Source organism: Xanthomonas sp. LMC-A-07 (assembly GCF_030208825.1).
In the GTDB taxonomy this organism is placed as follows: domain Bacteria; phylum Pseudomonadota; class Gammaproteobacteria; order Xanthomonadales; family Xanthomonadaceae; genus Xanthomonas; species Xanthomonas campestris.
Window position 1 is genome coordinate 366479 of sequence record NZ_JARVTF010000008.1, and the last position, 22993, is coordinate 389471.

Here is a 22993-nt window from a genome sequence, read left to right on the forward strand (position 1 = left end):
CCCGGTGTGATCAAAGACAGCCCCGGAGTGTAGGCCACCACACAGCGACGCCACGTGCCATTGGATGGGTTGCACAGCACGCACGTACTCGACGCCCGCGCGCAACTTTAATAATATTCATTCTCACTTACGCGCTGCGCAACGTGCCTGACCCAGTGGCGGCAGGGCCGTGCCTGCCGCATGCGCGTGTCGTCCCCTTCGTTGCCGAGTGTGTCCATGCCCGTTGCCCTGCTGCGCTCTGTGCGCGCCCACTCCCGCTTGTTGCTGGCGCTGCAGTGCGCCTGTGCGTTGTGTGCCACCGCCGCGCATGCACAGGACAATGCCCCCGCGCCGACAGCAAACACGCTGGACCAGGTGCTGGTGACCGGCCGCACCGAGGGCTACCAGGTGCGCGGCACCAATACCGCCACCAAGTTGCCGCTGACGCTGCGCGAGACGCCGCAGTCGTTGACGGTGTTCACCCGCCAGCGCATCGAAGACTTCAACCTCATCACCATCGCCGAGGTGTTGCAACAGACGCCCGGCGTCACCGTGCAGTCCTACGACAGCAACCGCACGCTGTTCACTGCGCGCGGATTTGCAATCAACAACTTCATGTTCGATGGCGTGCCGACCAACTACACCACCGGTGCGGGCGGCAATTCGATCCTCAGCGACACCTCGATCTACGAGCGTATCGAAGTGGTGCGCGGCGCCAGTGGCCTGGTGACCGGCTCGGGTAATCCATCGGCCACCGTCAACATGGTGCGCAAGCGCCCCACCACGGCGTTCCAGGCCAGTACCAGCCTCAATGTCGGCTCATGGGACTACCGCCGCGCCGAGCTGGACGTTGCCGGCCCGCTGACTTCCGGCGGGCGCGTGCGCGGCCGCGTGGTGGGCGCCTACACCGAAAAGGACAGCTGGGTGCGCTTCCAGCAGGACCGCTCGCCCAGCGTGTACGGCGTGCTCGAAGCCGACCTCACCGACAGCACGCGGCTGCGCGTGGGCATCGACCACCTCGCCACGCATTCCGATGGCGGTGCGTGGAGTGCGGCGCCGCTGTTCTTCAGCGATGGCACACCGGCACGGCTGCCGCGCTCCTACAGCGCCGCGGCGCGCTGGAACCGCTGGGAGCGCGAAAGCACCAATGTCTTCGCCACCCTGGAACAGCAGTTTGCCGGCGGCTGGAGCGGGCGGCTGGCCTACAACCATCGCGCCACCGATACCGACAGCCTGCTGTTTGCCGGCTCCAACAGCGCCTCGTTCGCCGATGCGCGCACCGGGTTGGGATTGCGCGTGTCCGACACCTACGGCGTGTCGGAAACCCGCGAGAACGCGCTGGATCTCTACGCCTCCGGCCCGTTTCAGTGGTTGGGCCGTGCGCATGAGCTGGTGGTCGGCGCCAACCACTACAACCGCGATCTCGGCACGCTGCGCACCGCCATCACCGCGCGTCCCTACAGCCTGACCGCCTTCCCCAGCATCTTCGACTGGAATGGCGATGTGGGCCAGCCGACCACCACCAATGCCGGCATCCCCAGCAGCATCACCAACACGCAGGAAACCGGCTATTACGCGGCCGTGCGGCTCAATCCCACCGATGCGTTGAAGCTGATCGGCGGTGGGCGGTATTCCAGCTGGAACACCGCCACGGACAACTATTCGCCGGCCAATCAGTTCACCGGACGCAGCACCGACTACGACGCCAACGCGCTCACCCCGTATCTGGGCGCGATCTACGATCTGAGCCGGCACCTCTCGGCGTTTGTGTCGTATTCGGATGTGTTCCAGGCACAGAACCTGCGCGACCGCACCAACCAGCAACTGGATCCGGTGGTGGGTGCCAATCTCGAATACGGCTTCAAGGGCGAGTTCTTTGGCGGTGCGCTCTACGCCGCGCTCAACGGCTTCCACATGCAACAGGACAACGTGGCCGAAATCGATCCGGAGGTAGCGCCCAACAGCCTGCCCGATGGCAGCTCGGCGTATCGCGCGGTGTCGGGCGTGGAAACCTGGGGCGGCGAGTTCGAAGTCTCCGGCGCGATCACCCCGGACTGGAGCATGACCGGCGGCTACACCTACGCCTACAGCACCGACCAGCGCGGCGCACGGGTGTTCACCACCAGCCCGATGCACCTGGCGCGCTTCAACACCACTTACCGGTTCGGCGACTGGACGCTGGGCGGCGGGATCAGCTGGCAGAGCGCGGTGTATCAGAATCAGACCATCCCCACCGGGCGCTTCACCGCGGCCGGCGCACCGATCACGCGCAGCGGGCGGGTCACCCAGGGCGGCTATCTACTGGTGGATCTGATGGGCCGCTACCGCATCAACGAGCAGCTGAGCGTGGGCGTGACGGTGACCAACCTGTTCGACAAGGTCTATTACCGCAACGTGGGCTTCTTCAATTCCGGCTATTGGGGCGAACCACGGCGGCTGCTGTTCAACCTGCGCGCGAACTTCTAAGCGCATGGCGTGCCGTCAACGGCGCGCCATGCAGGCTCAGAACAGATCCACGCTGCCGGTCTGCTGGTCCACCCGCTGCATGTGCCCGCTGGCAATCAGTTCGCTATACACCGCAGCGCGGTTGCGGCCGTGCTGCTTGGCCCAGTACAGCGCCTTGTCGGCTTCGTCCAGCATCTGGCTGACCAGCCGGCCATCGCTGAGTTCGACGATACCGGTGCTCAAGGTCACCGTGCCCACTTGCGGGAAACTATGCTCGGCCACCGCGAGCCGGAAGCGCTCGAACAGGCTCACCGCGGTGTCGCGGTCCACCCCGCGCAGCACGATCACGAACTCCTCGCCACCGAAACGGAACAGCAGATCGTCCTGGCGGAAGCAGCGCTGCATCAGCTGGGCCACCAGCAGCAGCACCTCGTCGCCATACAGATGTCCGAAGGTGTCGTTGACGCGCTTGAAATGGTCGATGTCCACGATGCCCAGCCACACCGCGTCCTCCTGCGCGCCATCCGCGTTGGCGGCGAACAGGCGCAGGATCATGTCGTCGAAGGTCTTGCGATTGCGCAGGCCGGTGAGTGCGTCGCGCTGGGCGTCGTCGAGCAGGCTGCGGTAGTTCTGGAAAAAGCGTGCAAAGCCCTGCAGCAAGAGCTGTTCGGCAGCGCCGGGGGCCTGCGTGCCGCCCACGCGCAGGCAGGTGCGGATGCCGCGCGCTTCCATCATCGGGTAGACCAGCAGCGCGCGGCCGTCGTGCTGCAGCTGCACCACCTCGCCCGGGCCGCGGACGTCTGCCAGCAGCGCGCGCGTGGCGGCGTCGTGAATCTCGGCCACCGTCAGCGACAGCCGGCCGTCCTCGCGCAACCGGGTTTCGGCCATGCTGCGGCCATCGGGGGCGATGCGCAGCAGCGACAATTCTTCGGCCGCACACACCTCGCGCACGGTGCGCAACAGGGTGAGATCGAGCAGGTCGGCGTCGCGGATGGCGGTGAGGTCGACCATCCGTTCCAGCAGGGGCGCTTCGGTCATGGTGGCGGCACCGCACGCACGGCCGCCCGCCGGGAACACCGGTGGCAGGCTGGCTCAGGCCTTTGGCGGGTACGCACTGGCATCACGACAGATCACCGCAATCAGAGATGTCGGTTCATCGGCGTCCGGGGGGCGAACTTGAGTCCGCTGCCCGGCCCCGCTCAGCGCGCGGCCAGCAAGGTCAATCCCGTCGTTGCCGGCCCCTGACGCCGTGCGGCTGCAGGGGCTGCGGCCTGGCTCAGGGCAGCGCCGATTCCAGCGCATCCTCGCCCAGGGCGTGGGCCTGCATCAGCCGCCGGCTGGCGGCATTCAGGCCCTGCACCTGCACCTGCAAACCGTGGTGGCGCAGGCGCTGCACCACCTTGTCCAGCGCCGCCACCGCGGTGATGTCCCAAAAGTGCGCGCGGGTCACGTCGATGATGACCTCCTGGCCGGGCACGTCGCGGGCATCGAAGGCGTCGATGAACACATCGGCCGAGGCGAAGAACACCTGCCCGCGCACGCTGTAGGTGCGCAGCCCGTTGGCCGCGTCGCTGGGGACGATCTGCAGCAGCCCGGACACCTTGAAGGTGAAGAACACCCCGCTCAGCAGCACGCCCACCGCCACGCCAGCGGCCAGGTTGTGGGTGGCCAGGGTCACCGCCACCGTGGCCAGCATCACCACGCTGGAGGTGCGCGGGTGGGTGATCACGGTGCGCAGCGAGCGCCAGTCGAAGGTCTCGGCCGAGACCATCACCATGATCGCCACCAACGCCACCACCGGCACCTGCGACACCCACGGCTTGAGCAGCACCATCAGGATCAGCAGGAACACGCCGGCAAACAGCGTCGACAGCCGGCCGCGGCCGCCGTATTTTACGTTGCCCACGGTCTGCCCGATCATGCCGCAGCCGGCGATGCCGCCGAACAGGCTGGCGGCCGCATTGGCCAGGCCCAGGCCGGTGCATTCGCGGTTCTTGTTGCTGGGCGTGTCGGTGAGTTCATCAACCACGCGCGCGGTCATCATCGATTCGAGCAGGCCCACCATTGCAATGGCCAGCGCCGGCAGCGCGATGATGCGCAAGGTCTCCAGCGTCAACGGCACGCCGGGCCATTGCAGGAACGGCAGCGCGGTGGGCAGCTTGCCCAGGTCGGCCACGGTCTTCAGCGGCAGGTGCAGCGCGCTGCTGGCCACCGTGAGCAGCAGGATGCACAGCAGCGGCGAGGGAATGGCCGAGACACCGGGCAGCCGCAACCGCGGCAGGCCGTAGATGATGGCCAGGCCCACGCCCAGCGTGACCCAGGTGGTGGGGTTGGCACCGAGCAGGTGCGGCAGCTGCGCGGCGAAGATCAGCACCGCCAGCGCGTTGACGAATCCGGTCCGCACCGAGCTGCTGACAAAGCGCATCAGCACGCCCAGGCGCAGCAGCCCAAACACGATCTGCACCAGCCCGGCGAGCAGGCCGGCGGCGAGCAGATACGGCAGCCCGTGCGTGGCCACCAGCGGCGCAGCCACCAGCGCCACCGAGCCGGCGGCTGCGGAAATCATCGCCGGCCGTCCGCCACAAAAGGCGATCACGATGCCGATCACAAACGACGCGAACAAGCCGACCTGCGGATCTACGCCTGCGACGAACGCAAAGGCGATGACTTCGGGAATCAGGGCGAACGTGGCAACGGCGCCAGCCATCAGTTCGCGCGCAGGCGAGGCGCGCCATTGCGCCAGTTCGGTGCGCAGGAAGGACATGGGGGACACTCCAGGGACAAGAACGACAGTCCTGCGGACAGCGCGCAGGGGGCACTAGTGTGCGGGAAAGCGACCGCTCCCGCAGCCGCGATGTGATCGGTGCGGCAATGGTGTTTTCTGTGGGGACGATCACGCCACCCGACGCGCGCACAGACCAAGATGCCCGCCTTACCGCGCTCGGGTGTCGAGCCCGGTTCTCTAGGGAGATCACCATGTCCATGTTCAGGACCGCAAGCACGCTCGCTTTGGCCACCGCCCTCGCACTGGCCGCCGGGCCGGCCTTCAGCTATTCCATCAACAGCAGCAGGCAGATCGTCGACGACAGCGGCAAGGTCGTGCAGCTCAAGGGCGTGAACGTGTTCGGCTTCGAAACCGGCAACCACGTGATGCATGGCCTGTGGGCACGCAACTGGAAGGACATGATCGTGCAAATGCAGGGCCTGGGCTTCAACGCCGTGCGCCTGCCGTTCTGCCCGGCCACGCTGCGCAGCGACACCATGCCGACAAGCATCGACTACAGCCGCAACGCCGACCTGCAGGGCCTGACCTCGCTGCAGATCCTCGACAAGGTGATCGCCGAATTCAACGCGCGCGGAATGTATGTGCTGCTGGATCACCACACCCCCGATTGCGCCGGCATTTCCGAGCTCTGGTACACCGGCTCCTATACCGAGGCACAGTGGCTGGCCGACCTGCGCTTTGTGGCCAACCGCTACAAGAACGTGCCGTATGTACTCGGCCTGGATCTGAAGAACGAACCGCACGGCGCCGCCACCTGGGGTACCGGCAACGCTGCCACCGATTGGAACAAGGCTGCCGAGCGCGGCTCGGCCGCGGTGTTGGCGGTCGCGCCGAAATGGCTGATCGCGGTGGAAGGCATCACCGACAACCCGGTGTGCTCCACCAACGGCGGCATCTTCTGGGGCGGCAACCTGCAGCCGCTGGCCTGCACCCCGCTCAACATCCCGGCCAACCGCCTGCTGCTGGCCCCGCACGTGTACGGCCCGGACGTGTTCGTGCAGTCGTACTTCAACGACAGCAACTTCCCCAACAACATGCCGGCCATCTGGGACCGCCATTTCGGCCAGTTCGCCGGCACGCATGCGCTGTTGCTGGGCGAGTTCGGTGGCAAGTACGGCGAAGGCGATGCGCGCGACAAGACCTGGCAGGACGCGCTGGTGAAGTACCTGCGCAGCAAGGGCATCAACCAGGGCTTCTACTGGTCGTGGAATCCCAACAGCGGCGACACCGGCGGCATCCTGCGCGATGACTGGACCAGCGTGCGCCAGGACAAGATGACCCTGCTGCGCACGCTGTGGGGCACCGCCGGCGATACCACGCCGACGCCGACTCCCACACCTACGCCCACACCGACACCGACGCCTACCCCCACGCCAACGCCCACCCCGGGCACCAGCACCTTCAGCACCAAGGTGATCGTGGACAACAGCTGGAATGGCGGCTATTGCAACCGCGTGCAGGTCACCAACACCGGCACTGCCAGCGGCACCTGGTCGATCGCAGTGCCGGTCACCGGTACGGTCAACAACGCCTGGAATGCGACCTGGTCGCAGAGCGGCAGCACGCTCAGGGCCAGCGGCGTGGACTTCAACCGCACCCTGGCAGCCGGCGCCACCGCCGAGTTCGGCTTCTGCGCCGCGAGCTGAGTGCAGCGTGGCGGGCACACTTCTCGTGCCCGCTACCTCTGCAACATGCAGTGGAATTGTGGAGGCGCTGCGTAGCAGGTTGATGATCACCTGCAGCGCCTAACCCACGACCTCGTAGGAGCGCCCCTGGGCGCGATGGGCATTCCCGATAAAGCCAATCGCGCCCAAGGGCGCTCCTACGAAGCTGCAACCTCGGAGCGCGTTCGAATCAGCATTCGCACATGTCGTGACGGCAACGGCGCCGCTCGATCGGATGCATCACGCAGTAATCCAATCACACGCGATGCCCCGTAGGAGCGCCCTCGGGCGCGATGAGGCATTCCCGATAACGCCCATCGCGCCCGAGGGCGCTACTACCGGTTTCCGTGCGACTGCAGACAAGCAGGCGCGGCCGCAGATAGCATTAAATCGCCGCGTGAAACAGCCGATATCCACGACAACGCTCCCGCGTCTTTGTGGACATCCTTCATGTATCTCGTCAGTTCGTTGCGCCGGCATGTTGCCAATCTCCCGCTCACCCGCAAGTTCGTCCTGTTGTGCACGCTGCTCGCCGTTGGCGTGATCCTGCTGGCGGTTGCCGCAGCGCGCCTGCAATACCTGGATCTGGTGGAAGCACGCAAGCTCAGCGTCAAGACCGAAGTGGAAATGGGCCTGACGGTGATGCAGCACTGCGCCGACAAGGTGAAGGCCGGCGAGCTGAGCAAGGAACAGGCCATGGAAGCGGCGCGTACCACGCTGGCGGATATGCGCACCAATGACGGCGTGGATTACTTCTTCATCGTCGACCCGCAGATGCGCATCCTGATGCATCCCAAGCGGCCGGTCGGCACGGACATGTCCGATTACAAGAGTGACGCGGGGCAGTACGTCTACCGCGACATCAAGACCGCCATCGACAGCGGCGATGGCTTCAGCTACTACGACGCGCCCAAGCCCGGCAAGAAAGAGCAGTTGCCCAAGATCAGTTATGCCAAGGTGTTTCCGGCTTGGAACTGGGTGCTGGTGATGGGCGTGTACGCCGAAGACATCCAGGTGCAGGCGTGGGGATTCACCCGCACGCTGACGCTGATCGGCGGCGCGCTGGTGGCCATGGTGATCGGCCTGTGCTGGTTGATTGCCTCGGCCATGGCTGCACCGCTGCGTGCTGCAACGCGCACCGCCGAGGCGATTGCTTCAGGCCGCTTCGACAACGACATCCGCGTCGAGTCGCGCGATGAAACCGGCCAGCTGATGCACAGCATGGCGCAGATGCAAACCCAGCTGCAGCGCTTCAACGGCGAGATGCAGACCATGATCCGCCTGCAGCAGGGCGAAAACATTGCGCACCGCATCCCGGAGGATTTCCCCGGCGATTACGGCAGCCTGGCGCATGGCGTGAACACAGTGGTGTTCGAGCACCTGGACGCCATCAACGAAGCGATGGATGTGATGAGCGACTATGGCCGTGGCGATCTGCGCCGCGACATGCGCCGCCTGCCCGGCCAGCGCGCAGCGCTGCATGAGGCGCTGGACACGGTGAAGACCAATCTGTCGGCGATCAATGGCGATATCGCGCGGCTTGCCGATGCCGCCGCGCGCGGCGATTTCTCCGCACGTGGCGACCAGGCGCGCTATCAGTTCGCGTTCGCCGAAATGGTGCAGGCGCTCAACCGTTTGATGCAGCAGGCCGACGCCGGCCTGGACGATGTCGGCCGCATCATGGCTGCGATCGCCGACGGCGATTTGTCGCAGCGGGTGGAATCGCATTACGAAGGTGCGTTCGGGCGCCTGGCCAATGCGGCCAACCGCACCGCGATCCAGCTCACTACTATCGTGCAAGGCATCCAGCAGTCGGCCGAGATGATCAACACCGCGGCCGGTGAGATCGCCAGCGGCAACTCCGACCTGTCCACGCGCACCGAGCATCAGGCTGCCAACCTCGAAGAAACCGCTGCGTCCATGGAGGAACTCACCTCCACCGTACGCCAGAACGCCGACAACGCGCGCCAGGCCAATCAACTGGTCAAGGGCACCGGTGACGTAGCCGAAAGCGGCGGCCGTGTGGTGCAGGAAGTGGTCCGCACCATGCTGGCGATCACGCAATCGTCCGCACGCATTTCCGACATCATCGGGGTGATCGACGGCATCGCGTTCCAGACCAACATCCTCGCGTTGAATGCCGCGGTGGAAGCCGCACGTGCCGGCGAACAGGGCCGCGGCTTTGCCGTGGTGGCCAGCGAAGTGCGCGCACTGGCGCAGCGCTCGGCTGGCGCGGCAAAGGAAATCAAGCAGCTGATCTCCGACTCGGTGGAAAAGGTCGAGCAAGGCTCGGGCCTGGTGGAACAGGCCGGCAGCACGATGACCGAGGTGGTGAGTTCGGTGAAGCGAGTGACCGACATCATGGCCGAGATCACCGCCGCCAGTACCGAGCAAAGTGCTGGCATCGAGCAGGTCAGCACCACGGTGATGCAGCTGGACGAAATGACCCAGCAAAATGCCGCGCTGGTAGAAGAAGCCACCGCCGCAGCGCGCAGCCTGGAAGATCAGGCCGCCGAGCTGACGCGTGCGGTGTCGGTGTTCCGCTTGGTGCCTGCGCAGGCCGAGCAGCGGCAGCGGCACGTACAAGCCGCCTGACGTTCTGTATTAGGCAGGCACTGCGCACCGCGGATGTTGGTGTGCAGTGCGCTAGCAGGCGCTTAGTAAGCTTCCGGGGCCGAGGCGCTGGCAGACTTGCAATGAAGTGCCACGGTTTCTGCCGCGCTTGCGGTTGAGCGTTGGTGTTTCACTTCTGGCGTTTGCAATGTCAGACCAAATTCGCCAGCTGCATCTGCTACCTGCGAAGCATTGACAATCCATACCGCGTGCGGAGGCCGTACCCCCAACGCGCTTGGCAACACACTTCTGCCATTTTCTCCAGGCGAGATGGACGCAGTTGTTCGGTTGCGTTGAAGTAACTGCTAACCGCAACGCCTCGCATGCACTTACGTGTTTGATTGCTGCTTTTTGCAATGCAGTCGTTCTATGTGCATTCGACTTGCCGTTCGATTGATCTGGCGCCCGTACCCTCATCCGCCCTGCGGGCACCTTCTCCCGACGGGAGAAGGAAGTGGTTGATCGGCTTGCTTCTAACGGCTGCTGGTGACTGCGTTTCGCCATGTATTGACGCAATTTCTGGCTGCTTTGTAGTGCCGCGGCTCATGCGTGCAACGCATTGACCGGCCGGCAACGCGTCGCCGATGTGATTGATCTAGCAGCCGCACCCTCATCCGCCCTGCGGGCACCTTCTCCCGACGGGAGAAGGGGTGGGTTGATCGGCTTGCTTCTAAGTGGCTGTTGGTGACTGCGTTTCGCCATGTAGTGACGCAAGTGATAGCTGCTTTGTAGTGCCGCGGCCCATGCGTGCAACGCATTGATCGGCTGTCAGCGTACCAACGGTTCGATTGATCCAGCGCCGCACCCTCATCCGCCCTGCGGCCCCCTTTTCCCGATGAGAAAAGGAGACACGGCATGCAGACATCGTCGATACAACCGCACCCAGAAGCTCAGCGCGCCGCGTCACGCCCAGCGGGTGTATCGCCATCGCCACAGCGCGCACGCTTGGCGGCATACATCGCTTCGTCGGCGGCGTGCATCAGGCTGGCGGTGTCGGCGGTGGTGCCGCGTTGCCAGGCCACGCCGATGCTGGGCTGGATCGGCAGCCATTGCTCGCCGAAGGTGGTGCCGGCAGCCACGGCGTTGCGGATGCGCTCGGCCACGGCGGCGCATTCGCGCTCCGGGGCGTGCAGGTCGTCCAGCAGCACCACGAATTCGTCGCCGGCCAGCCGCGCCACCAGATAGCGCGTGCCTACTGCCTGCTGCAGGCAGCGGCCGAACGCCACCAGCACGGCGTCGCCGGCGCGATGGCCGTGCACGTCGTTGATCCGCTTGAAGCCATCCAGGTCCAGGAACATCACCGCCACCGCGGTGTGCTGCTGCTGTGCATGCGTCACCGCGGTGTGCAGTGCCTCCGACCAGGCGTGCCGATTGGGCAGGCCGGTGAGCGCGTCGCGGGTGGCGCGTTCGTGCATCAAGCGGTGCAGCGTCTTGTGCGCGGTGACATCCTGCGCCATCAGGAAAAACCCTTGCACTTGCGCCTGCGTGCCCTTGGTTGCCGGCACCAGGGTGATCTCCACGTCACGTGCGCTCGCACAGGCCTGCAGCACGTAATCGAAGGTGGCGCGCTCGCCGCGGGCGGCCGCAGCGAGCGCGGCGTACACCGGCTCGCCCAGGTCATCGCCCAACAGGCGGGTGATGTGACAGCCGACCAGACTGGCCGGGTCCACGCCCAGCCAGCTGCGGTGCGCCTCGTTGGCGAACAGGCAGCGCTGCGCGGCGTCGAATTGGCTGACCAGCGTGGGCGTGGCATCGCTGATCGCCCGCAGCCGCGCTTCGCTTTCGGCAAGCCGTTCGGCGGCGACATGCTGTTCGGTAACGTCCAGCACCTGCGAGACGAAATGCACCGGCGCGCCGTCGCTATCGCGCACCAGCGACACCGACAGCAGCGTCCATAGCACCGCGCCCTGCCGGCTGACATAGCGCTTGGACAAGGTGTAGCTGTTGCGCCTGCCGTCCAGCAGCTCACCGAGCAAGGCCAGATCCACATCCAGATCGTCCGGGTGGGTGACGTCCTGGAAGGTCATGCCCAGCAGCTGCGTGCGTGAGTAGCCCAACAGGGTGCAGAGCGCGGAGTTGATCTCGCTCCAGCGGCCCTCCAGCGAGACGATGGCCATGCCCTGCGGCGCGGTGTCAAAGGCGCCACTGAAGCGCTTGGCGGCCAGCTGGGCGGCGGCCTGCGCCTGCAGTTCGGCGGTGACGTCGATGGCCATTGCCAGGTAGCCGGTCAGGCCCTGCTGCGCGTCCTGGATCACGTTGAAACTCAAGCGCACGCGGCGCTGGCTGCCGTCCTTGCGCAGCAGCGTCCACACTTCCTGCTCCAGCAGGTCACCGGCCGCGGCGGCAGCCAATGCCACATACGAAGGTGCGGGCACCGCCAGCGTGGCGCGGTGGCGTGCGAGTTCTTCGGGCAGATGGAATTGTGTCGGGCACTGCCCCATGACCTCGGCGGCGCTGTAGCCCAGCAAGCGTTCGGCCCCCGGGTTGAAGACCTCGATGTGCCCGAGCGGGTCGAACACGATGATGGCCACATCGCGCGAGGCGTCCACCAGGGCCTGCAGGCGTGCGCGCTCGGCTGCCAACGCGGCGGAGGCATCCTTGAGCTGGGTGATGTCGTGCATCACGCAGACCGCGCCCAGGGCCACGCCTTGGTCGCCATCGATGGGGTCGGCGTTGCACAGCACGCTGCGTGGCGGCTGGCCGGTGGCACGGATCACCAGCTCGGCGTTGCGCACATGCTCGCCGCGCCAGGCGCGTACCAGCGGGATCGCGTCGGTGGGCAGCAGGGTGTTGCCATCGGCGTCGTAGAGATCGAAGTGCTGTGCCCATTGCACCGGTGGCAGCACGCGCGGGTCGGTGCCGTGCCATTGCCGTGCGGCATGATTGAACTCGCGCAGCAGGCCGTCGGTGCCGCAGGCCACCACGCCATCGGGCATGGCTTCCAGCAACAGGCTCAAGGTCTGCCGCTGCGCCTGCGCATCCAGGCGGTCGCGGCGCGCCTCCAGCTGGTTGACGGCCTGACGCGCCAGCCGGATCAAGGCCTGTTTCTGGTTCTCGTCGAGCACACGCGGCTTGGTGCTGAGCATGCACAAGGTGCCGTAGGCATAGCCCTCGCGGCCGATCAGTGGCACGCCCACATAGGAGCGGATGCCCGGCGCGGCGGTCACCAACGGGTTGTGCGTGAACCGTGGGTCGGCGATGGCATCGGGCACTTCCAGCAGGTCGGTGCCCATCACCGTGTACGAGCAGAACGACACGCTGCGCGGCGTGCCTTCCAGATCGGTGCCGCAGCGCGCCTTGAACCATTGACGGTCGGCGTCCAGCAGGGAAATCAGCGCCATCGGCGAACCGCTGATATGCGCGGCCAGCCAGGCGAGGTCGTCGAATTCGGCTTCGGCCGCGGTGTCCAGCACCCCCAGCCGGCGCACCGCGTCCACGCGCAAGGCGTCGTTGGCGGGAATCGGGACGGGCGGCGACAGGGCGGTCATGAAGGAATCGGCTGACAGGTCGGATGACGGTGGGTCGCCCCAGGTAACGGCAAGGCGACGGGCAACTTGAGCCGGCGCGGCCGGGGCCGCTTGGAGCAGTTATCAAAACGACTGCGCAGCCGCCCGGCGGGCGCGGCCGGTGCTCGGAATCGGCATGTACCTCCGTACACTCCGGTTCCTCCGCGCCGTCCGCACCCACCTGACGACTGCTCGCTACGTTTTGTTAGCCGCTCTAAGTCCCGTGGCCATTGCCGCTGTGCCCACGTGGCCGGCATGGTCTCGATGCACGCCCATCTGCTTGCTGCGGTGCCGAAGGTTTGCCAGGCATCCGGCCAGCCCGCCCTCCCCTGACCACCGGCATTTGCGACGCCGCCAAGCAGCCACTACCCTCGGCCGATTGTCCTGCCCCTGGAGTGTCACATGCTGCGTCCGTTGTCCTTGTTGATCGCCGGCGTGCTCGGCGTTGCTGCCGGTACCGTTCCGCCCGCCGCACAGGCCGCCCCGGCCAGCCTGTCCAAGACTGCGAACAGCAGCGCCATTCCCGACATCGCCTACACCCGCTTCACCCTGCCCAACGGCCTGACCGTGGTGGTGCACGAAGACCACAAGGCGCCGGTGGTGGCGGTGAGCATCTGGTACCACATCGGTTCCGGCGACGAGCCGGCTGGCAAGACCGGCTTCGCGCACCTGTTCGAGCACCTGATGTTCTCCGGCTCGGAAAACAACAAGGGCAGCTTCTTCGCGCCGCTGGAAAAGGTCGGCACCACCGACATGAACGGAACCACCTGGTTCGACCGCACCAATTACTTCGAAACCGTGCCGACCACCGCGCTGGATACCGCGCTGTGGCTGGAATCGGACCGGATGGGCCACCTGCTCGGCGCCATCGGCCAGGAAGAACTCGACACCCAGCGCGGCGTGGTGCAGAACGAAAAGCGCCAGGGCGAAAACCGCCCCTATGGACGCGTGGACCAGAACATCCTGTCCAACCTGTTCCCGGCCAACCATCCGTACCAGCACGACACCATCGGCTCGATGGAAGACCTGGACGCCGCCTCGCTTGCGGATGTCAAACAGTGGTTCAACGATAACTACGGCGCGGCCAATACCACCCTGGTGCTGGCCGGCGACATCACCGTGGCGCAGGCCCGCGCCAAGGCCGAGCAGTATTTTGGCGATATCCCGTCCGGCAAGCCGGTGGCGCGCCAGCAGCCGTGGGTGACCCCGCTGGCCGCACAGAAGCGCGGCGTGCAGCACGACCATGTGTCGCAGCCGCGCATCTACCGCACCTGGGCCGCGCCGCAGCTGGGCACCGACGACATGATCCAGCTGGATCTGGCCACCACCGTGCTGGGCGGCGGCAAGACCTCGCGGCTGTACCAGCGCCTGGTCTATCAGGACCAGCTGGTGGACGACGTCTCCGCGGCGATCCAGCCGTTCGCGCTGGCCAGCCAGATGCAGATCCAGGCCGACGTGAAGGACGGCGTGGACCCGGCCAAGGTCGAGGCCATCATCGATGAAGAGCTGAAGAAGTTCCTCGCCGAAGGCCCCACCGCCGACGAACTGCAACGCGCCCAGGTGGCCTACCGCGCCGGCTTCGTGCGCGGGCTGGAGAAGGTGGGCGGCTTCGGTGGCAAGGCGGTGATCCTGGCCGAGGGCCAGGTCTATCGCGGCGACCCGGGTGCCTACAAGCAGGACCTGCAGCGCGGCCAGGCCGCCACCATCGGCAGCGTCAAGCAGGCCGCATCGACCTGGTTCGGCAAGGGCGACTACCTGCTCACCGTACTGCCGGCCGGCAAGGACTTCGACCCCGCCGCCGAAGACAAGGCCGTGGTCGCGCGCGGCACCGAGCCGGGCAAGCCTGCGCCCAAGCTGCCGGCGGCGGCCAAGTACAAGGTCACCGCCAGCAAGCTCGATCGCAGCAAGGGCGTGCCCGACACCGCCAGCTTCCCGGACCTGAGCTTCCCGCAGCTGCAGCGCGGCAAGCTGAAGAATGGCGTGGAAGTGATCCTGGCCGAACGCCACACCATCCCGGTCACCCAGGTGGAGCTGTTGTTCGACGCCGGCTACGCCGCCGACCAGGGCAAGAAACTCGGCACCGCCAGCTTCAGCGCCGCGCTGATGAACGAGAGCACCGCGTCGCTGGATTCGGTGGAAGTGGCGCAGCGCCGCCAGCGCCTGGGCGCGATCACCGAGGTGGGCTGCGATCTGGACAGCTGCAGCGCCTCACTGAATGCCCTCAACGACCAGCTGCAGCCGTCGCTGCAATTGTTCTCCGACATCGTGCGCAACCCGGCCTTCAAGGCGGCAGACATCGAGCGCATCCGTGGCCAGTGGCTGGCAGGGATCGCGCAGGAAAAGACCCAGCCCAACAGCCTGGGCCTGCGGGCGCTGCCGCCGCTCATGTACGGCGACAAGCATCCGTACGGTATCCCGCTCACCGGCAGCGGCACCGAGGCGGCGATCAAAAGCCTCAATGCCAAGGACCTGCAGGCCTTCCACAGCCTGTGGCTGCGTCCGGACAACCTGCGCATCCTGGTAGCCGGCGATACCACGCTGGCGCAGATCATCCCGCAGCTGGATGCCGCCTTCGGCGACTGGAAGGCCCCGGCCGCACCGTTGCCGAAGAAGAACCTGGTCAACGTGGCCGCGCAGCCCAAGCCGCGCGTCTACCTGATCAACCGCCCGGACGCACCGCAATCGGTGATTCTGGCCGGCCTGCTGGCACCGTCGACCAAGGCACCGGACAACCTGGCAATTACGGTGGCCAATGGCGCCTTCGGCGGCACCTTCACCTCGCGCTTGAACATGAACCTGCGTGAGAACAAGCGCTGGGCCTACGGTGCGCGCACCCAACTGGTGGATGCGCAGGGCCAGCGGCCGTACATGTTTGCCGCGCCGGTGCAGACCGACAAGACCGCCGAATCCGCCAATGAAATCTTCAAGGAAGCCACGGCCATCATCGGCGACAAACCGTTGACCGGCGAGGAAATCGAGAAGATCAAGAACCAGCGCATCCGCGCCCTGCCCGGCAGCTTCGAAACCACCGGTGCAGTGCTCGGTGCGATCGAAGGCATCGTGCAGTTCGACCGCCCGGACAACTACGTGCAGACGCTCAAGCCGCGCCTGGAAGCGATCGATCAGCCGGCCGCGCAAGCCGCCATCAAGGACATCATCGCGCCCAATGCGATGACCTGGGTGATCGTGGGCGACCTGAAGAAGATCGAAGCCCCGGTGCGCGCGCTCAAGCTGGGCGAGGTGCAGGTGCTGGACACCGACGGCAAGCCGGTCAAGCGCTGAGCGCGCTGATCGGCACGGCCGCGCAGCCCTCACAGGCAGGCGCGGCCGATCCGTGGAAACCGATGGCACAACGTGAGCGGCGGTTTCTGCGAGCAGTCCGCACGCGTCCAGACGGTGGCCTGCAGGATCTCGGCAGCCGTGCGAACGCCGAGCCTTGCAGCCACATGGCAACGCGCACTGCAGCGCGCGTTACCGTTAGTGCATGATCGCGTTCACTGCCTGCGTGCGCGCGGGTGATATCCACGCCACGTTATCGGCCTGCCCGCTAGCGTGGCGTCCTTCCTTTTGCTGACATGGCGCATTCAATGAAAGACATGCCGATGGCAGACGAAGCGTCGCGCCAACAGGTGTTGGACGGCTATCGCATCGTCGACAGCCTGCCCGAAGACACCTACCAGGACATCGTGCAGGTGGCCGCCTCGCTGTGCGAGACGCCGATCGCCCTGATGTCGCTGGTGGACCGCGACCGCCAGTGGTTCAAGGCCCGCTTAGGCCTGGACCTGCAACAGACCGACCGCAGCCAGGCGGTGTGCGACCACGCGATCCGCAGCCCGGACCACTTGATGGAAGTGCCGGACCTGAGCAAGGACCCGCGCTTCACCGATATTTCGGTGGTCACCGGCGAGGTGGGCGCGCGTTTCTACGCGGGCATGCCGCTGGTGACCTCCGAAGGCGTGGCGCTGGGCACGGTCTGCGTGCTGGACACCGAACCGCGCGCCCTCAACGAGGCCCAGCGCACCGGGCTGCAAGCGCTGGCCCGCGTCGCCATGCGCCTGCTGGACGAACGCCAGCGCGAACTGCAGCGCGAACGTGACGCCATCCTGCAACCGGCCGCTCCTGCGGCGGCGGCAGGCACCGCGACCATTACCGATGCCGACACCGGCTATCACCTGGTGATTCTGGAAGTGCAGGAACTGGCCGCCCTAGCCCAGCAGCAAAGCGAGCGCCTGCTCGGACGTGCGTTGCAACAGCTCGACCAGACCCTGGCCAGCTTTCTGCAGGCCAGCGGCGACAGCGTGGACCGGGTCACCGACAGCGCCGAGTTCATCGCGGTGCTGCGCGGCAACGATGCCGAACGCAAGTTGCAGGGGCTGCGCGAGATCGCCGAGCAGCAGCGCGCGCATGGCCTGACCGTGCTGGTAGGCGAGGCCTACGCCGGGCGCGCCGACGAGCCGATTGGTCAGGTCTTCCTGCGTGCCGAGGTGGCGCTGAGCGCGGAGAAGGATCGCTACCGGCAGGGACTGGCGCAGTAGCGCCAGAGAAACGCAGGCACGCATCCGCAGCGTTGTGGATGTGTGCGGTGGTAGTGGCGACTGGGGTGTTTGTTCTCAGCCAGGCGTAACGCTGCATCGGTTTGACCAACGCGTCCCGTCGAAGCACTGACACATCCGCATTTGCAGAACGCTGCAGATCTGGACCTGCGTCGTCTCAGGTATCGCGCAACTTTAGAAAAATTGACGCCCCCCTGCGCACGTCCTTGCTCGGCACTCACGCCAGACAGCAACCGCACTCTTAACGGCGCAAGCGCAGTTGCATTGATGCGCTGATGCAGCGATCACCCTGCACCGCCACGCCGTCGTCCAGTCGAACTGCGCGCACTTAAGCGCCCGCAAGCAGCTGAGATGCGCTGCTTCGTTGCACGTATCGATGACCAAGGACCTTCGCAGCGCCGGCAAGGTACGTGCCTGGCGATGGCGATGGCGATGGCGTTGGCGTTGGCGGTGGCGGTGGCGATGGAAGGTGTAAGACGCTACGCCTACGTCATCCACATGCGGCATCGGCGCTCCCATTCGCAACGACGAGGCGCACCGAAACAAGCGCACCACACAAAAACGCGACGCCAGCGCACTCAACGCCATGCCCAGTGACAGCTAACGCTGGCCAACCGCCTTTGCAACGCGCCTATGCGCTGGCCGCGCGGATCAGCCAGCCGCACACTGCTTGAGTTGGCGATCCGCGTACCACAGCGCGCGGCGCGCCAGGTCGTAGGCGCTGTCGGCCTGCCGCGGCAGCAACTGCGCGGCCAGGACCGGATCGGCGCCGTTGTTCAAGGCATGCTCGGCACGCTCCAGGTCGGCCAGGTGGCCGCGGACCGTGCTGAGCAACGGCGTGCGCGTGGCCGCTTCGCAACGCGCGCTGCGTTGCTCCAGCGCCGCCAATGCATCGCGGATGCGCCGGCTGGCCTCGCCCTTGAGATCGGGCAGGCTCTCATGCGCGATTGGTGCGGCCTTGTAGGCATCGCCGGTGGCGGCGCTGCCCATCTCGGCCTGGTTGCCGGCCAGCGCCGGGTTGAAGCGCACCTCCGGCGGCGGCCGCGCCTTGGCCACCTGCGTCTGCGGCCCGTTGATCTTGTCGTTGAGCTTCTTCATGCCGCGATTGAGTCCCTGCATCGCCACATCGCCCAGCGTGCCATCGCTCTTCCAGTCCTTGGCAAAGCGCGTTTCCTGGTACTGCACCGGGTTGACCCGCTCCATCACACTGCGCGTTTTGGCTGCCACGCGGGCGTCGTCCATGCCCGGCGGCACCGCACCGGCCTGCGCCAGCGGATCGATCTGCGCGCCGGGTGGCATGCGCAAGCGCCCTTCGCGGGTGTACAGCTGGGCGGCCATCGACGCCTCGGCAGGCGCGGTCGCGGTGGATGCGGCCACCTGCCGGGGCGGCGGCGGCGTGCGTGTGGGCGGCGGTGCGGCGCGGGCCGCGGCGGTGGCGGCAAGCGGGCGTTGCGCACGCTGTTGCGGTGTGGGCGGCTGCACGGCCTGCGGCAGGGTCGGCAGCGCACGCGGCACGAAGTACACCTGCAAGCTGTCGTCGTGTCGCACGCTGTCGCGCGGCGGCGGCATGTACAGCAACAGACAGGCAAGAAAGAACAGGATCGCGCCCGTGCATGCGGCAGCGGCAACATGCGGGATAAGCGATTCCTGCTTGCGAGTCATCACAATGCGGCAGACCAAAAGGGGGGTGATAAGCGGGCGTCGACGCCTCGGGGCGCCGCGCAACGCGCAAATCTAGCGGGCCACGCGCACCGGCGCGTTTGGAATTCGTTGTCTGCCGGCATCGGGCCAGCCGCCATTCACGTTGCGACGGCGGTCACGCTTCCTCCAGCCGGTAGCGGCGCTGGCACACCTCGCAGAAGAACGCCCGCCGGCCGGCCTTGCCCAGATGCTTGCGGTATTGCAGCAGCGCGCCATCGCGCGGGCAGGTGGTTTTGGTGTGTACCTGGTAGTGCTTCTTCAGCACGAAGGCCTTTTTCCAGGTGTAGAAATCAAAACTGTACTCGCGCGCCTGCGTGACCAGTTCGCCCAGCTTGCGCGCCGGCAAGGCGCCGACCTGGCTTTCCGGATGCACGCGGATGCGGTGCAGCACTTCGTTCTTGATGATGTTGCCCACGCCGGAAAAAATGCTCTGGTCCAGCAGCGCATCGGCGGCCAGCAGCTGCGGGGCGGCACGCAACTTGCGCCGTGCCTGCGCGGCATCCCACAGCGGATTCATCACATCCGCGCTCCAGTCGTACACCTCATCCAGCGGGCGTTCGATGAACTGCACCGAGCAGGCGTAGAAATTGAGCGTCTCGCCCTTGGAAAATTCCAGGCTCAACCGCGGCACCGCGTTGGGTTTGTCTTCGTTGATGCGGTAACTGCCGAACAACAGGAAGTGGATGCGCACGCTGAACTGCGCGCATTCGATCAACAGATGCTTGCCCCAGCTGCGCAGCGCCAGCACTTTTTGCTGTTGCAGGCGGGCGATGTCCTGCTTGCTGTTGCCCTGCACGCGCAGGATCTTGCGGCCAACAAACGCCGCGGCTTCTTCGCGCAGGATGACAAGGGAGGGACCTTCAGGCATGCCATCAGTATCGAAGTGTGGCGTGAGTCGGCCGTGAGCGCAGTGCAGACACCGTGCAGACGCGCCTGCCTGCATACAGTGCGGCGTGTCCACCTCCGCACCGCCTTCGCAGCCCGCTGCCGCCGCCCTGCCACGGGTGTACTGCGGCTGCGCAGGCTGGTCGATTCCCGCAGCCGAGCGCGCACAGTTCGGTGCTGGCAGCAGCGTACTGCAGCGCTATGCCACGCGCCTGGATGCAGTGGAGATCAACTCCTCGTTCTATCGCCCGCATCGCGCGTCCACTTACGCGCGTTGGGCCGACAGCGTGCCGACGCACTTCCGCTTCTCGGTCAAGCTGCCGCGCAGCATCAGCCATGATGCGCGACTGCACCAGGCCGGGCCATTGCTGGACGCGTTCCTTGCGCAGGCGGGCGCGCTGGGCGAGCGCCTGGGCTGCCTGCTGCTGCAGTTGCCGCCCAGTGCGGTGTTCGATGCACGCGTGGCGGCCAGCTTCTTTGCCGTCCTGCGCCGGCGCTGGGACGGCGCAGTGGTATGCGAGCCGCGCCATCCCAGCTGGTTCACCGCCCAGGCGCAGTCGCTGCTGCACCGCCACCGCATCGCGCGCTGTGCGGCCGACCCGGCACCGGTGCCTGCCGCCGCGCTGCCCGACGCGCCAGGGATGCCCGGCGCGCCGGCATATTGGCGCTGGCACGGCACCCCCAAGGTCTATTACAGCGGATACGACAATGCGGCCTTGCAGCGCCTGGCGGCCGCGGTCCGCAGCGGCATGGCCGCGCATGCGGCGAGCGAGCAGTGGGTGATTTTCGATAACACTGCTGCCGGGCTGGCCGTGCCCAATGCCTTACAGCTGCAACAGCTGCTGGGAATCGGCCGCTAGCGCGCGGTGGCGCGCATCTTGCAGCAGCCCTGACATGTGACACGCACCGCCGTGTGCTCAAGCTGCGCTGGCACAGGCCGATAGGCCTGAATCGGCAGTGTGGCCTTGCATCACGCGGCATTGCGCGAGATCACGTTGCTGAACCCCGTTTGCCGCGTGCGGCGTGCCGGTCCCCCGACACAGCGCCTGCGGCTCCACCCGCCACTTCGGTCGTTTACCATGCCGCACGCCCCCGCCCGTTCTGGAGATGCCATGAGCGCTGCTGCGCCCCCGTGCTGCACCTCGTTGCTTGGTCTGTCGCTGAGCATGTTCGTTGCGCCCTGCGCCCTGGCGGCCACGCCGCTGGAAGGTGCGGTGGTCAGCGCGCCCGCGCCCACGCCGCCCACGCCCGACCTGGCGTATCCGGAGCTGTTCCAGGCCGTGCAGCGCGGCGAGCTGTTCGACGACCAGAAGCACTTCGTCGACTTTCTGCCGCTGCGCGACCCAGCGCTGATCAACGCCGACTATCTGGCGCAGCACGAGCATGCCGGCTTTGACCTGCGCAAGTTCGTGGATGCCAACTTCGAGGAATCGCCGCCGGTACAGACCGATGCGATCCGCCAGGACACCGCGCTGCGCGAGCACATCGACGCGCTGTGGCCCAAGCTGGTGCGCAGCCAGACCAACGTGCCCGCACACAGCAGCCTGCTGGCGTTGCCGCACCCGTATGTGGTGCCGGGCGGACGCTTCCGCGAGGTGTATTACTGGGATTCGTACTTCACCATGCTGGGGCTGGTGAAAAGTGGCGAAACCACCCTGAGCCGGCAGATGCTGGACAACTTCGCCTACCTGATCGACACCTACGGGCACATCCCCAACGGCAACCGCACCTACTACCTGAGCCGCTCGCAGCCGCCGTTCTTCTCCTACATGGTGGAACTGCAGGCCGGCGTGGAAGGTGAGGCGGTGTACCAGCGCTACCTGCCGCAGCTGCAGAAGGAATACGCGTACTGGATGCAGGGCGGCGACGATCTGCAACCCGGCCAGGCCGCACGCCATGTGGTGCGCCTGGCCGATGGCAGCGTGCTCAATCGCTATTGGGACGAACGCGATACCCCGCGTCCGGAAGCCTGGCTGCACGACACCCGCACCGCTGCCGAGGCACATGACCGCCCGGCCGCCGATGTCTACCGCGATCTGCGCGCCGGTGCCGAAAGTGGCTGGGACTACACCAGCCGCTGGCTGGCCGACGGCAAGACGCTGAGCACCATCCGCACCACCGCGATCGTGCCGATCGATCTCAACAGCCTGCTGTATCACCTGGAACGCACCCTGGCGCAGGCCTGCGCGCACACCGGCACCGCCTGCAGCCAGGACTACGCTGCGCTCGCACAGCAGCGCAAGCAGGCCATCGACGCGCACCTGTGGAATGCAGCCGGCTACTACGCCGACTACGACTGGCAGACCCGCACGCTGAGCAACCAGGTCACCGCGGCAGCGCTGTACCCGCTGTTCGCCGGCCTGGCCTCGGATGACCACGCCAAGCGCACTGCCACCAGCGTGCGTGCCCGCCTGCTGCGCCCCGGCGGCCTGGCCACCACCGCGTTGAAGACCGGCCAGCAGTGGGACGAACCCAACGGCTGGGCGCCATTGCAGTGGGTGGCCGTGGACGGCCTGCGTCGCTACGGCGAAGACGGCCTGGCCCGCACCATCGGCGAGCGCTTTCTCACCCAGGTGCAGGCGCTGTTCGCGCGCGAGCACAAGCTGGTCGAAAAATACGGCCTGGACGCCGATGCAGCCGGCGGCGGCGGTGGCGAATACGCCCTGCAGGACGGCTTTGGCTGGACCAATGGCGTCACGTTGATGCTGTTGAACCTATACCCGGACAAAGCGCCAAAGGCGCCGCCTGCCAAGCGCGCGCGCAAGCCCGAAGCGGCGGCGCGCTGAATGTACGTCAGCGATGCCGGGTATTGCTCGGCGTCGCTGGCGGTATCGCATTTCTGCGCGATGCCATCGCTGACAG

Annotated in this window: 11 protein-coding genes, 1 other RNA gene and 1 pseudogene; 8 read left to right on the forward strand and 5 right to left on the reverse strand. The window is 66.4% G+C overall.

Annotated features, from left to right (window positions below; genetic code table 11):
* Window positions 1-216 precede the first annotated feature (216 nt).
* Window positions 217-2445 carry a TonB-dependent siderophore receptor gene (locus QRM89_RS09000; RefSeq protein ID WP_285447823.1) on the forward strand — a complete coding sequence of 743 codons (2229 nt, stop codon included), beginning with the start codon at window positions 217-219 and terminating at the stop codon, window positions 2443-2445.
* A gap of 36 nt (window positions 2446-2481) precedes the next feature.
* Here the strand turns inward: QRM89_RS09000 and QRM89_RS09005 are convergent, their stop codons facing one another.
* Both QRM89_RS09005 and QRM89_RS09010 read right to left on the reverse strand, forming a co-directional pair.
* Window positions 2482-3462, reverse strand: coding sequence for a GGDEF domain-containing protein (locus QRM89_RS09005; RefSeq protein WP_181921891.1), 981 nt, complete (start codon window positions 3460-3462; stop codon window positions 2482-2484).
* Between the two features lie 238 nt (window positions 3463-3700).
* Window positions 3701-5188 (reverse strand): SulP family inorganic anion transporter, encoded by a 1488-nt coding sequence (locus QRM89_RS09010; protein ID WP_223646718.1) that lies wholly within the window; start codon window positions 5186-5188, stop codon window positions 3701-3703.
* 212 nt (window positions 5189-5400) lie between these two features.
* On the opposite strand from QRM89_RS09010, the gene QRM89_RS09015 reads away from it, so the two are divergent.
* Complete coding sequence (locus tag QRM89_RS09015) at window positions 5401-6855, forward strand: glycoside hydrolase family 5 protein (RefSeq protein WP_115556809.1); 1455 nt, start codon at window positions 5401-5403, stop codon at window positions 6853-6855.
* Window positions 6856-7341: 486 nt separating this feature from the next.
* Window positions 7342-9468 carry a methyl-accepting chemotaxis protein gene (locus tag QRM89_RS09020; RefSeq protein ID WP_285447965.1) on the forward strand — a complete coding sequence of 709 codons (2127 nt, stop codon included), beginning with the start codon at window positions 7342-7344 and terminating at the stop codon, window positions 9466-9468.
* A 908-nt stretch (window positions 9469-10376) separates the two neighbouring features.
* On the opposite strand, the pseudogene QRM89_RS09025 reads toward QRM89_RS09020, so the two are convergent.
* Window positions 10377-13093: pseudogene (locus QRM89_RS09025) on the reverse strand (PAS domain S-box protein).
* Window positions 13094-13128: 35 nt separating this feature from the next.
* On the opposite strand from QRM89_RS09025, the gene QRM89_RS09030 reads away from it, so the two are divergent.
* The 3 genes from QRM89_RS09030 (at window position 13129) to QRM89_RS09040 (ending at window position 17527) form a co-directional block, all read left to right on the forward strand.
* Window positions 13129-13203, forward strand: a non-coding RNA gene (locus tag QRM89_RS09030) — sX9 sRNA.
* Between the two features lie 191 nt (window positions 13204-13394).
* Window positions 13395-16274, forward strand: coding sequence for a pitrilysin family protein (locus tag QRM89_RS09035; RefSeq protein WP_115541073.1), 2880 nt, complete (start codon window positions 13395-13397; stop codon window positions 16272-16274).
* A 305-nt stretch (window positions 16275-16579) separates the two neighbouring features.
* A complete protein-coding gene (locus QRM89_RS09040; RefSeq protein WP_285447824.1) occupies window positions 16580-17527 on the forward strand; it encodes a GAF domain-containing protein in 948 nt (315 codons plus the stop codon).
* Between the two features lie 669 nt (window positions 17528-18196).
* On the opposite strand, the gene QRM89_RS09045 is transcribed toward QRM89_RS09040, so the two are convergent.
* Together QRM89_RS09045 and QRM89_RS09050 are read right to left on the reverse strand one after the other, a co-directional pair.
* Window positions 18197-19210 (reverse strand): hypothetical protein, encoded by a 1014-nt coding sequence (locus tag QRM89_RS09045; protein WP_285447825.1) that lies wholly within the window; start codon window positions 19208-19210, stop codon window positions 18197-18199.
* Window positions 19211-19361: 151 nt separating this feature from the next.
* Entirely contained in the window at window positions 19362-20114 is a 753-nt protein-coding gene (locus QRM89_RS09050) for a DNA-formamidopyrimidine glycosylase family protein (RefSeq protein WP_285447826.1), read from the reverse strand.
* An 85-nt stretch (window positions 20115-20199) separates the two neighbouring features.
* Between QRM89_RS09050 and QRM89_RS09055 the strand changes: the two genes are divergently transcribed.
* On the forward strand, window positions 20200-20991 hold the full coding sequence (locus QRM89_RS09055) for a DUF72 domain-containing protein (RefSeq protein ID WP_285447827.1): 792 nt from the start codon (window positions 20200-20202) through the stop codon (window positions 20989-20991).
* Between the two features lie 252 nt (window positions 20992-21243).
* The gene (gene treA, locus QRM89_RS09060; RefSeq protein ID WP_285447828.1) at window positions 21244-22917 is read left to right on the forward strand and encodes an alpha,alpha-trehalase TreA; all 1674 of its coding nucleotides are present in this window, start codon (window positions 21244-21246) and stop codon (window positions 22915-22917) included.
* Window positions 22918-22993 lie beyond the last annotated feature (76 nt).